At 46.7% G+C, this 13,914-nt stretch carries 5 protein-coding genes; all 5 read left to right on the top strand.

Going from position 1 to position 13,914, the window contains the following annotated elements:
• The first annotated feature begins 85 nt into the window (after positions 1-85).
• On the top strand, positions 86-1,717 hold the full coding sequence (locus AC6B99_RS06210) for an ABC transporter substrate-binding protein (RefSeq protein ID WP_056033200.1): 1,632 nt from the start codon (positions 86-88) through the stop codon (positions 1,715-1,717).
• Between the two features lie 20 nt (positions 1,718-1,737).
• Positions 1,738-4,206 (top strand): PfkB family carbohydrate kinase, encoded by a 2,469-nt coding sequence (locus tag AC6B99_RS06205; RefSeq protein WP_496663007.1) that lies wholly within the window; start codon positions 1,738-1,740, stop codon positions 4,204-4,206.
• Positions 4,203-6,488: a GH32 C-terminal domain-containing protein gene (locus AC6B99_RS06200; protein WP_496663006.1), complete on the top strand. Its 2,286-nt coding sequence runs from the start codon at positions 4,203-4,205 to the stop codon at positions 6,486-6,488. Before AC6B99_RS06205 ends, AC6B99_RS06200 begins: the two co-directional genes overlap by 4 nt.
• A gap of 108 nt (positions 6,489-6,596) precedes the next feature.
• Positions 6,597-12,239, top strand: coding sequence for an S-layer homology domain-containing protein (locus tag AC6B99_RS06195; RefSeq protein WP_496663005.1), 5,643 nt, complete (start codon positions 6,597-6,599; stop codon positions 12,237-12,239).
• A gap of 142 nt (positions 12,240-12,381) precedes the next feature.
• Positions 12,382-13,836 carry a GH32 C-terminal domain-containing protein gene (locus AC6B99_RS06190; RefSeq protein ID WP_496663004.1) on the top strand — a complete coding sequence of 485 codons (1,455 nt, stop codon included), beginning with the start codon at positions 12,382-12,384 and terminating at the stop codon, positions 13,834-13,836.
• Positions 13,837-13,914 lie beyond the last annotated feature (78 nt).

Here is a 13,914-nt window from a genome sequence, read left to right as displayed (position 1 = left end):
GGGGATGTACAAGCAGTATTCAGATGAAGCATGTAAGAAAGTGATTTTCAGCATGTTGGATGACAACTAAGGGAGGTTATGTACAATGAAATCTTTATTTAAAAATGTGGGGATTCTTGTGTTGGCCGGAGCGTTTGTGGTTAGTGGATGTTCGGGAAACAGTAACGGATCAAAGAATCAGGCAGAAAATACAAATCTAGAAGCCAATTTCAATAAAACCGGTCTTCCGATTGTTCAAGAAGCAGTATCGTTGAGAATGGTGTCCCCGAAAGCTGCCTTGGCTCCGAAATACTCGGAGATGGAAATTTTCAAGAGGCTGGAAGAGCAAACAAACGTAAAGATAGAATGGGAAAACATCCCTGATACTGATTTTGCTGAAAAGAAAAATTTGTTATTGGCAAGCGGAGATCTGCCGGATGCATTTTACGGAGCTGGATTCACCGATTACGAGCTGATCAATTACGGTAAAGACGGAACCATTATTCCACTGGAAGATTTGATTGATCAATATGCGCCAAATTTGAAAGCGCTTCTTGATGGCCGACCCGACATCAAATCATCGATTACAGCACCGGATGGACATATTTATGGGCTGCCATCATTCGAAGAGAATAATCTCGGAACCAACCCCTTTTTCCATGTCATCAATAAAAAATGGCTAGATAAGCTGGGTCTAGAAGTGCCACAAACACTGGATGAATATACGGAAGCTCTGCTTGCCTTTAAAACAAAGGATCCAAATGGTAATGGTAAGCAAGATGAAATCCCGTTGAGTTTCATGCATATGCAGTGGTGCATGGATATTGCCGGAATTTTTGGAGCATTTGGTCTTCCTGATAATATGGAGCATCGAGTAGTCAGAGATGGAAAAGTTATTTTTACTGCTACTCAGCCTGAATATAAGGAAGCCCTGAATTACTTCCATGAAAAATGGTATAAGCAGGGTCTGATTGACCCCGAATCTTTCACGCAAGATGCGGCACAGTATCTGGCAAAAGGAAAAACGACAGATGAGACACTTGGATCTTATATCTGGTGGGAAATTGAAGAGGTTGTAGGAACTGAACGTGGTAAGGATTATGTTCTACTATCTCCACTTAAAGGACCAAATGGGGATCAAACAATCGGACGCGGCAATGGCGGTGGTCCAGGGCGTGGGGCCTTTGTGATTACAAAAGAGAACAGTAATCCGGAAATCACGATGCGTTGGATCGATGAACAGTATGAACCGTACATGGCTGCTCAGATTCATTGGGGTCCACTAGATATTGTATACAAGAAAGACGAAAATGGTAAATTGGTGAACCTGCCGCTTCCTGAGGGAGCTTCTGCAGGTGAATTCCGTCAAAAAGTTGCTCCAGGCGCAGGCGGACCTGGCGTCATTACCATACAGGACTTGGGGAAAGTTGTTGATCTGGAACCACGAGCTCAACAGCGTGTTGAAGATTTAAAGCAATATTACGATCCATACATGGAAAAGGAAAACTATCCGAGTATTTTCTTTGAACCAGACGAACTGGACAAAATCAACAAGATCGAGCCTGAATTGATTAAGTATGTAAATACCCAAAGGGGAAAATTCATTGTTAATGGCGGCGCGGATGAGGAGTGGGAAAGCTATGTGAAAACACTGGAAAAGATGGGCCTAAACGAATTAATGGAGATTTATCAAAACGGACTGGATCGCTATAACGCAAATCTAAAAATAAATAAATAGATGACAGGTGGGGAGAAACTGTGCTTGATGTTATTACGATTGGAGAAGCATTGATTGACTTTACTCCAGCAGGCCATACAACTGGGGGGAACGAGCAGTTTGAATGCAATCCAGGAGGTGCTCCGGCTAACGTAGCCGTTGTGCTATCCCGATTAGGAGCCAGAACTGCATTGATTAGCAAGGTTGGGGAGGACCAATTCGGTTCCCTGCTGCACAACACACTGCTAAGTAGTGGTGTTGATGTGTCTGAAGTTTCATTCACAAATGAAGCGAGTACAACGCTTGCCTTTGTCCATCTGGATGATAAGGGAGACAGATCGTTCAGCTTCTTCCGAAAGCCGGGAGCAGATACCTTCTTACACTCGAAGGATGTCCCGCTCGATCGGATTGAAACCTGCCAAGCCCTGCATTTTGGCTCATTGTCCATGACCCATGAACCGGCCCGTACCGCAACCAGGACGGCAGTTCTCAGAGCCAAGGAAGCAGGAGTGTTGCTCTCGTTCGATCCGAATATCCGGTTTGCTTTATGGGAGAGCAAGGAGGAAGCAAAACATAATATCCTTTGGGGTATGAAGTACGCCGATATCTTGAAAATATCGGAAGAAGAGCTCTTTTTTATAACTGGGACTAGCGATATGGAACAGGGCTCGCTAGAGTTGCAACAACAATTCGGTATCGTGTTGGTCGTCGTCACTTTAGCGGAACAAGGCTGTTATTACCGGTTGGCTGGTCAGGATGGATATGTGTCTGGATTTCAGGTGAATGCCATCGACACAACAGGAGCTGGCGATGCTTTTCTGGGCTGCTTGTTATATAAGATCCTGGAAGGCGGAAGTTCATTGGAAGATCTAACCAAACAGCAAATCATTAGCATGCTGACTTTTGCTAATGCCGGCGGCGCGTTAGTAACAACACGAAAGGGGGCTCTTGGGTCCATGCCGACGACAGATGAGATTAATCAGATGATAGAGTCCAGCAAACCGTACAATGAAGAGCGTTTCAGACCGGGGTATCATTTTTCACCACCCTCCAATTGGGCGAATGATCCAAACGGATTAGTCTATTATGAGGGAAGCTATCATTTATTCTATCAATATCATCCTTACAGTAATAAATGGGGGCCGATGCATTGGGGCCATGCTATAAGTGAAGACCTGGTTCACTGGGAGCACGCACCTGTTGCTCTATTCCCGGATGAGCATGGAGCGATATTTTCTGGCTGCTGTGTAGTGGATTGGAATAATAGCAGCGGCTTATTTAAAGATTCCCATGGACTCGTTGCAATCTTTACGCATGCGGATATCCATCCGGAGACGAGACAGCCACGCCAGCGTCAGAGCCTGGCTTACAGCAGTGATAAAGGCCAAACCTGGCACAAGTATGACGGGAATCCAGTGCTTGTCGAGGATAATTTGATAGACTTCCGTGACCCGAAGGTGTTCTGGCATGCGCAAAGTGAGCGGTGGATTATGACTATTGTTGCGGGAGACCACGCCCGGTTCTATGCATCCGATAATTTGCGTGAATGGTCACTGACGGGTGAATTCGGCAGAGAAGAAGGCTCACATGATGGTGTTTGGGAATGCCCGGATCTGTTTGAGTTGCCGGTGGATGACACCGGACGTTCCAAATGGGTACTGATCATAAGCATCGGAGACAATCCCAATTGTCCGGAAGGTTCGCGTACACAATATTTTGTTGGAGAGTTCGACGGAAATACCTTCATTAATGATAATCCGGCTGATCATATCATGTGGCTGGATTATGGCAGAGACAACTATGCAGGAGTTACCTGGTCAGATATCCCTGAGCAGGACGGACGCCGTGTGATCATTGGATGGATGAGCAACTGGAAGTATGCCAATGAGACGCCTACCGGTTCCTGGAGAGGAGCAATGACCCTGCCGCGCACCTTGTCACTCACCAGCAAGGATGGCAGTATAGTGCTGACCCAAATGCCTGTCAGGGAAATCGGGCAGCTACGCAAAGAATCCATGAGCTGGAATGATATCACAGTTACGCCAGTGACCTCTTTTATGCAGAAGTCGAATAATGATCTGCTAGAGATTGAAGCGGAGATGGATGTCCGGTTAGGGGACGAAGTGCGTTTCCATCTGAAATCCTCTGGACAGAGCGAGATTGTTATCGGGTACGACTCTGCTATGGAGTGGCTGTTCACCGACCGCTCGAAATCAGGTGAGACCAATTTCCACCCGGCGTTTGCATGCCAGCACGGAGCCAGCCTGGCTGCGGTAAATGGACAGCTGAAGTTGCATATCTGGTTGGACCGCAATGCGGTAGAAGTGTACGCGGATAATGGTTTGGTTGTGCTGACCGATCAGATTTTCCCTGATGCACCGATAGAGAATATTGAGGTAAGCACAAAATCAGGACAGGTTGTCCTCAAATCGCTTCAAATCCATTCGCTTAAATCTATTCATGCTTCAGATGAAAGCACAGAGGTGATATTAGGGAGGAATGATGTATGAGCAATACAACGGATAACCGGGGATTAATTATGCATTGGGCGTTTGATGAAGGAACCGGGGCAAGCACTTTGGAGAGCGTATCGAAATCCATAAATAATATCCAGTACGTATTTAACCAAGCGGAGTTTACCGAACCATCTACTCCGCCGTGGAGACACGGGGTTAAAGGAAGCGGGCTCCTGTTCGATGGCTACTCATCATACATTGCCCATTGCGTTCATAGGGAAGAGCGTAATGGCGAACCGGAATACCTCTCGGCTCTCAGTATCGGAGTATGGGTTGCCCCGCGAACCCATGAATGGGGTCATGAAGGCAAGCTGGCTGCCATCGTGAACCGCCACAATAGGGATAACAAACAGGGGTATCTACTTGGCATGTTCCGCCACGGGTCATGGTCCTTTCAAGTAGGGCTGGAAGGAGGAGAGTGGAAGGAAATCTGGTCGCCGGATGGCTACGAATTGCCAAAGAATGAATGGTCCTACGTGAGCGCTGTGTTCAATGGGCACGAGGGTGAAATCAAGCTGTATTTGAATGGCAGAGAAATCGCTTCGGAAGCTTTACCTCGCGATTCGCGTATAACTGAGGCAGTAGGCACAGATTTATTCATCGCTAAAAATAATCATAGTAGCAAGCTGGCAAGAGTATTCAGCCTTCATATGTTTAGCGGCATCATTGATGAACTTAAAATCTATAGCCGGGTACTGAGTGCGGAAGAGGTGGCCACTTCTTATCAAGAAGTGCTGGATTTAGAACATGGAGGCGTCCATCCACAATTACAATATGATGATATCAAGCTGGATCGTACCCTTTTGCTAACAGATCGGCACAGACCACAGTATCATGTTAGCCCGCCGGCTCATTGGATGAACGAACCTCACGCACCGATCTACTTTGAGGGGCAATACCACTTGTTCTATCAACATAATCCTCAAGGGCCCTACTTTCATCATATTCATTGGGGACATTGGGTGAGTGAGGATATGGTGCATTGGCGTGATCTACCTATTGCTCTAGCGCCTGAGAAGGATCAGCTTGCACCGGACGGAATATGGTCTGGGAGCGCGACTTATGATGCTGATAGCCTTCCTGTCTTGTTTTTTACAGCAGGTAATGATAGTGCCTCACCAAATCAAAGCGTCGCGCTTGCTAGAAGCACCTACTCCGAAGACAAAGATATTGATTTGGTCCGATGGGTCAAACATCCCGAGCCGCTTATTGTACAAAAAAATGGAATGGGGGTATTCGGAGATTTCCGTGACCCGTTTGTATGGAAGGATGAGGACGGCTGGTATGCCCTGGTGGGTTCGGGTTCCGGAATTGAAGGGGAGGGCGGAGCAGCGCTGGCATTTGTATCAGAAGATATGTTGAATTGGACATACAAAGGATCTTTCTATCAAGCAGATATTCGTAAATTCCCTTATCTTGGTCCTATATGGGAATTGCCTGTCCTTCTCCCTCTTGGAACTGACAAGCAGGGAGATTACAAGCATCTTCTGCTGGTCAGCCCTGTTGGAGCAGGGGCAGATGTAGAGGTCTTCTACTGGATCGGACAGCTGGACAAAGACAATCTATCGTTCAAACCCGATCAAGAGGAACCTCAATTAATTGATGTCGGCGATTTCCATTTTACAGGTCCAAGTGGAATGGTTGATCCTGTGACGGGCAGAAAAATTATTTTTACTATTGCTCAAGGTGACCGTACATCTGAATTGGAGTATCAATCGGGCTGGGCCCATAACGGCGGCCTGCCGATAAGTGTGTATTTGAGAGAGGATGGGCGCTTGGGTATCGAGCCGATTGAGGAGCTACAATCGCTGCGCGACAAGAAGAGGCTATCGTTCAGGGACAAGTCATTAAGTGAAGCAAATAGCCTTCTCAAGGATGTTCAAGGAGACATGCTTGAGATTCAACTAGAGCTGGAGCCTGGTAGTGCCAAACAACTTGGAATCAAAATCCGGCGATCGCCGGATGGAGAGGAAGAAACGCTGCTGTATTATGACATAAATGAATCCATGCTCTTCGCTGACCGGACCAAAACGACACTGCATTCCGGTGAGAACTGTAAAGGAGTACAAGGAGGTAAGCTGGAGCTGTCAGGGGAGAATCTTAAGCTGCATATTTATCTGGACCGCTCTATGGTTGAAACTTACGCCAACGGCTTGAAAAGTCTGACGACCCGGGTATATCCGAGCCGTAAGGATGCCTTGGGTCTTGAACTCTGGGGAGATGGCGAACCGCTGGTAAAATCGATGGAAATATGGAATATGCATTCTATATGGTAATGTGAGCGCCTTGGCGCTCCTTACCCTATAAATGCGGGCAATACTCAAGCAAAAAAACCTTGTTGGAAGCGTTTTATTTTACAAATTAATAACATAGGAGGCTTATTCGTGATAGACAAACAAAGAAGCAAATCATGGATCTCCAATTTGATTATAGGGGTTTTGTTTCTTCAGCTAGTGACTCCGGGGATTACGGCCTCAGCCGCAGCAGAAACAGATACTTCTGCTCCAATGGTGGATATGGGATCGTCTGTTACAGATGCGGTCAATCAGAGTCCAAGTAGTAGTTTGAGAACATCTGTCACGGATACGGTCTATCAAATTCAGAACCCAGGGTTTGAAACTGGGGACATGTCAGGCTGGACAGTTATTAGAGGTCAAGCCTTCGGTCAGAACAGCGTATCGGAAGAGGGTACTTGGTGGTCGGAACAAATTCCTTATAACCAAGAGGGGAATTATCATTTAAACGGCTGGAAATATAATGAGGCTGAGACAGGTGTGCTCCGTTCTAGCACTTTCGAGCTGGGAGGCAGCGGTTGGATCAGCTTTAAGCTTGGCGGTGCAAAAAATCCTGACAAGGCATATGTAAATATCGTGGAAGCAGATACGGGCCAAGTGATTGCCAGGTATGGCAATAGCGTATTCGCTGACGTAGGCTTTCCGAATCCCGCTCAGGGTATGCGGCTTGCCAATATGGAGCAGTATAAGGCAAATCTATCCGATTATTTAGGCAAGAAGCTGTACGTAGAGATTGTAGATAATGCAACCTCAGACTGGGGATTGATTTTTGCAGATGCATTCTTTATGTATCATGAATCCGAGCCTGCCGAGGGCATCATTGCCAAGGATATCAAGCCAGATTTCACGCGCTACCGGATAGACAATCCAAGCTTTGAAACTGGGGATTTGACCGGATGGACCGTTGTAGAAGGCGAAGCATTCGGGCCAAACAGCGTTTCCGATGAAACTACCTGGTGGGATGAACAAATCCCGTACAACCAGGAAGGCGCTTATCATTTAAATGGCTGGAAGTATCCCGAAGCTGCAACTGGCGTGCTTCGTTCCAGTACCTTTGAATTGGGGGGAACTGGATGGATTACTTTCAGACTAGGCGGCGGCAAGCATATGGATCAAGTATATGTGAGCGTCATCGAAGCGGACACTGGCGAATTGATTGCCAGGTACGGAAATACAGAGTTTAACGAGTCGGGTTTCCCAGAACCGGCACAGGGCTTGAGACTTGCGAATATGGAGCAATATAAAGCCGATCTCTCCAAGCATATCGGAAAAAAACTGTATCTTGAAGTCGTTGATCATGCAGCTTCGGATTGGGGAGTGATCTTTGCGGATGCCTTCAACACCTTCAATGAACTCGTACCAGAAGATGGAATCATGGTGGATAACATTATCCCGACCGAAATCGCAAACCGCAGTTTTGAAAACGGAAACTTCGAGGGCTGGACGATTGATGGTGATGCTTTTCAAGTGACTGATGAAGCCGGGGCTGGCAAAGAAGGCAGCTTTTTTGCCAAGTCCATCTTGGAAGAAGTCGGCTCTATAATCTCCAGTACCTTCATGCTTCAGGGAACCGGAACGATTACCTTCACCGTTTTAGGCATCGACAATCCAGAAGATGCTTACGTCGCGCTATATGATGCCAGCACTAATGCGCTACTTGAGAAGACCGGGGATGTCAGTGCGAATGAGAAGATTTCCTGGAAAATGCAGAAACACTACAATAAGAAGTTTTATATCAAGGTTGTCGATCAATCCAGTCAAGCCCGTATTTCCGTGGATGCTTTTCAAGCCAATAATACGGGCACTATTTTTTACATGAATCTTGATGAAGGCGCAGGGAAAAAGGCGCTTGAGGAAGTAAGCGGTCTAGAGCATGATGTGAACTATGTATTTAACAACGCCAGATATATGGACTCCAAAGATCCCAGATGGACTCCGCGCGGAGTAAAAGGCGGCGCATTGCTGTTTGACGGCTACTCGAATGATATTGAGGTCAATGCTAAGGATACCATTCCAGTAGGCGATGCGTTAACGATTGAAGCCTGGGTTGCTCCACGCAGCTATGAATGGGGAGACGGCAACAAGCTGTCTGCAATTGTAAATCAGTCCGATCAAGATAAGGTTGAAGGTTTTGCCCTTGGGATGTACCGGCACGGCAGTTGGTCGATGCAGGTCGGTATTGGTGGACAGTGGATTCAGGTATGGGTTAATGATCATCCACTTGAGAAATACATGTGGAATTACGTGGCGGCTACGTTCGATAAAAGGGAGGGAGTCATTAAATTATATTTAAACGGTCAGGAAGTAGCATCCCAAGCAACTCCTGTCAACGTTCCGATAACACCTTCTGCGGAAAGCCTGATTATCGGGAAAAATAATAAACCCGTAGAGCTGGCAGGCCTGTTCTCGTACAATATGTTCAGTGGACTCATCGATGAAGTGAAACTGCAGAATAAAGCACTCACAGATCAAGAGATCCTTGCTGAATATGAGAGTGTAAAGACGCTTCACGGCGGCACGGTTCCGGAAATTCCCAATGGGGATATTGATGAGGACCCCAGTGTGTTCGACGGTGATCAGCACCGTCCGCAGTACCATGCGATGCCTCCACAAAACTGGATGAATGAAGCGCATGCACCGATTTATTATAACGGCAAATATCATTTGTTTTATCAGCATAACCCGCAAGGTCCATACTGGCATCAAATCCACTGGGGACATTGGGTGAGCGACGATATGGTGCATTGGGAAAATGTGAGACCTGCTCTTGCGCCTGAAGCGGGTACCCTTGACCCGGATGGTGCATGGTCAGGCAGTGCAGCATATGACCGCGACGGCAATCCTGTTCTGTTTTACACCGCTGGTAATGACTCGCTGTCTCCGAACCAAAGAACAGGGATAGCAACTCCGGCTGATTTATCGGACACTAATTTAGAAAAATGGGATAAATATCCTGAACCGGTTACAGAACAAAATGGAAACGGTATTCACAATGAATTCAGGGACCCGTTTGTATGGTATGACCAAGAGACGGATAAGTGGTATCAGTTAGTAACATCCGGTCTTCAAGACTTCAGCAGCGGCACAGCTTTGGTGTATGTATCCGACGATATGTACAACTGGGAGTATAAGGGGCCTTTATACGTCAGTGACAGAAGCCTATATCCGGAGCTTGGGACGGTGTGGGAACTGCCGGTACTACTACCGTTAGGAAAGGATAGCACGGGCAAGCAAAAGCATATCTTCATAGTCAATCCTCATGAAAAGCCGGAGCATGTTCCTCCGGCAAACGATGTGCAAAGAGATGTTGAAGTGTTTTACTGGATTGGCACCTGGGACCGGGATAACTTTAAATTTATACCCGATCAGGAGGCGCCTTCCAAAATGGATGTGGGTGACGGTTATTTAACCGCAGAGAGCGGTATGGTTACCCCAGACGGAAGAACGGTTATTTATTCCATGGTGCAGAATGTAAGAACACCGCAGGCTGAATATCAAGCTGGATGGGCCCATAATTTGGCACTGCCGGTTTCACTAAGCTTGGATGAGCAAGATAAATTGCGAATAGAGCCGATTCAAGAATTACAGGGGCTACGAGATGCTAAATTGGTTGATTTTGCAGATAAAAATTTGCAGGCTGCCAATCAATTGATCCAAAATGTCAAAGGGGACATGCTGGAGATCGTGATGGAAATTGATCCGGGCGAAGCTCAAAAATTCGGTCTTAAGGTACGGCGATCCGATAATGGCCAAGAAGAAACAATGATTTACTATGACAAGATGAACGGGACCTTCAATGTAGACCGGACCAAGAGCAGCATTGATCCAGATGTTCGTGTGGATGGCATCCAAGGCGGATATGTGGATCTGAACGGAGAGAACCTGAAGTTGCATATCTTCTTGGATCGCTCCGTTATCGAAGCTTTTGCCAATTACAAGAAAAAATTGACCACACGCGTCTATGTAGGAAGATACGATTCCTTGGGCTTACAGGTATGGGCCGACAAAGATATTACGGTCAAGTCGATGGAAGTATGGAATATGAATGCTTTGACGGGTGAACAAGCAGTTCCGGTCGATGTACCTGATAACTGGGACAATTCCGTGTACACCGATACTACGGAGCTACCTAACCATGATTTTGCTACAGGGGACTTAACAGGCTGGATTTCAGAAGGAGACGCTTTCCAGGATGTCCATGTGACCGATGCTCAGTTTTTCTGGGACACGATCTACTTCAATCCGTCGCATAAAATTCCGGGCGGCTATCATTTGTGGGGCTTCAACGAGGAAGCTGGGGGTGACAGCTTAACGGGAACGCTGAAATCGCAGAATTTCTTCCTTGGCGGGAACGGCAAGATCAACTTCCTGGTCAGCGGCGGGAATGATATTGATAAGCTGTATGTTGCGTTGGTTCGAGTCTCGGACGGCAAAGAACTGTTTAAAGAGACTGCTACAAATTATGAGGAGTACCAACGTAAGACTTGGGATGCGTCGCAATATATCGGCCAGGAGCTTTACATCAAGGTAGTTGACCAATCCACAGGCGGTTTCGGACATATTAATGTCGATGATTTCAATGTACCGGTTAAGGTGGAGAATCCGGTTAATCCAACCCCTCCTCCAAGTCAGCCTATAATTTCGGTAAACAAACCGGAGAATCAGAGCAACTTGTCATTTGAGATAGCAAAGGGGGAGCGGCAGGTGCTGTTTCCAACCACCATACCGGCAAATGACGGGAAAAATGCTTTAAAGGTTACAAACACAAATGTGGAAATCGAAATCCCCGCAGCCGTATTAAAGGAATTACAGGCGTTGGTCACGGACAGCGAGCTTGCACATGCAAAAATCTCTTTTGAAATGGAACCTTTGTCTTCCGAGCAGAGCAAGGAACTACTTGCTCGGGCAGGACAGAAAAACCACGCAGACATCTCTGCAACCGGGGAGATTTATGAATTTAAATTATCTATCGTGAAGGCCGACGGTACCGCGCTTACGCTTAATAAATTCTCTACATTCGTCACAATCAGGATGAGTGCGAAGGCGAATTCGCTCCAGCACCTGACAGGCATTTATTCCATCGCCGATGAAGGGAACCTGGAGTATAGGGGCGGAAGCTATTCAAGGGATAAATGGACTTCAAAAGTGAATCATTTCAGTAAATTTGGCGTCCTTATCTATGACAAGTCATTTGAAGATGTTGATGCATCGTATTGGGCCCATGAGGTGATTCAAAAGATGGCTGCCAAACAATTTGTCTTTGGTGTAAGCGATACGGCATTTGCACCAAAACAAAACGTGACACGGGCTGAGTTTGCTTCCTTGATCGCTCGTGCACTCGGAATAACACCGGCTCACTCAGTCATATTCAAGGATGTGGAACCAACGAAATGGTACGCTGCTTCAATAGCTGCAACATATGAAGCGGGAATTGTCACCGGAAGAAGCATAAACACCTTTGCACCGGAGCAAAGCATAAGCCGTGAAGAAATGGCGGCTATGCTTTACAAAGCATATCTATTCCATACAAAACAGAGCAACGCCGTTAATCGCTTAAGTAATTTTAAGGATGCCGGTACAATCAGCAATTGGGCTGCAAATTCTGTTGCTGCCCTACAGGAGCTTGGATTAATCAGCGGCCGCGGGAACCAATTATTTATGCCGCATGAAAAAGTAAGCCGTGCAGAAAGTGCACAAGTCACATCACTGTTGCTTGAAAAAGTCAATCAATAACTGCTAAAGGAAATCAGTGGGGCATTAATAACCAGTGTTTATATGCCGCAACCGTATATTGGTATCAGGAGCGGGATACAAGAGATGCTTATATGCCGGTTTCGTTGAATGAACGCTTAGCCACTTAGAGGAGGGTTATAATATGAAGGAATTTTTTTATCGTCCAGATAATGCTTGGGTAGGAGACGTTATTCCCTATTATGAAGATGGAGAGTTTAAGCTATTCTATCTGCATGGGTGGAGAGATAACCACAAGGAAGGCCTTGATCATGGCTGGCATTTGCTTGGAACGAAAGATTTCGTGCATTACAGAGAAGATGGTGCTTGCAAGATTGAAGGCGGGACCGGCCATATTCTAAAAGTTGACGATGTCTATCATATGTTCTACTGTATCTTTCCTGAAGGAAAGCAGTTTGCTTGTCATGCCGTCAGCAAGGATTTAAAAACATGGGAGCCCATTCCTGAAGATACTTTTGGTCCGGATGGCGAGATTTATGAGCTGGCAGACTGGCGTGATCCCTTTGTTTTCTGGAATGAAGAAGAAGGTCAATACTGGATGTTAATTGCTGCTCTGGCCAAAGGACCGACAAACCGAAAAGGCTGTACGGGTCTACTCTCTTCCAAAGATCTCAAGCATTGGGAGTACCGCGAGCCGTTGTATGCTCCGAACCTGCATGTAGGCGCGCATGAGTGCCCGGACTTGTTCCGTATCGGAGATTGGTGGTATTTGATCTATTCTTCTTATACGGGGCGTTTCGGGACCTTTTATCGGATGAGTCAATCTTTAAATGGCCCTTGGATAACTCCAGAAGAAGAGGCTTTTGATGGACGCGCTTATTATGCGGCCAAGTCGGCGTCCGATGGTCAGAAACGCTATTTGTTCGGCTGGAATCCAACAAAAAATGACGATCTGTTCGGCTGGAACCCGCCAAAAGCTTCAGGCAAAGATTATGACACTTGGGATTGGGGGGGGAATATGATTGTGCACGAAATTATTCAGCGTCCGGATGGAACGCTTGGCGTCAACGTACCCGAAACGGTTGACTCAGCCTTTACCAAACAGTTAACCGTGAATTTTGAGGGAATCACTGGAGATTGGTCAATCACGGACGATGCACTACTCTGCGTATCTCCTTATAACTTTGCCGGTTGTATCACAAAGGAGGAACTCCCCGATTTGTGCAAGATTTCTGCAGCAGTTCGTTTCTCGGAGTCGACCCAGGGTCTCGGGTTCATGGTTCGGGCAGGCGAAAGTCTGGATTTTGCCTATTACATCACGCTTGAGCCCCAACGTAGCCGAATTACCTTCCGCGGGCCAATTATGCAATCTGAAGAAGGGGGCAAAACCTTCCCCTACGAGGTTGAGCTGGAACGTCCGTTCAAGCTGCTGCCGGAACATGAATATGAGCTAAAGGTATTTATTGATGGCACGATTTGCGAAATTTATGTTGGCGGAGAAGTAGCAATGAGTGCTAGAATGTACGACATTCAACACGGAAAGCTGGCCATGTTCGTCAGCCAGGGCACAGCGGAATTTAACCGGGTTAAGATTGAAACTCCCCAGAATGATAAAATAAATGCCAAGGAGGAAAGCTGATTCGAATAGGCTTTCTGATTCAAGCGAGAGGCTGTCCGTATCTAATAACGGGCAGCCTCCGGTTTTGTACACCTGCAC

This window comes from Paenibacillus liaoningensis (genome assembly GCF_059609455.1).
The sequence above is the reverse complement of the archived record's forward strand: the minus strand, read 5'-3'. Positions and strand labels throughout refer to the sequence as shown.

Coding starts and splice junctions, on each gene's coding strand:
- AC6B99_RS06210 (WP_056033200.1), top strand. CDS start 86: ATGAAATCTTTATTTAAAAATGTGGGGATTCTTGTGTTGGCCGGAGCG.
- AC6B99_RS06200 (WP_496663006.1), top strand. CDS start 4,203: ATGAGCAATACAACGGATAACCGGGGATTAATTATGCATTGGGCGTTT.
- AC6B99_RS06190 (WP_496663004.1), top strand. CDS start 12,382: ATGAAGGAATTTTTTTATCGTCCAGATAATGCTTGGGTAGGAGACGTT.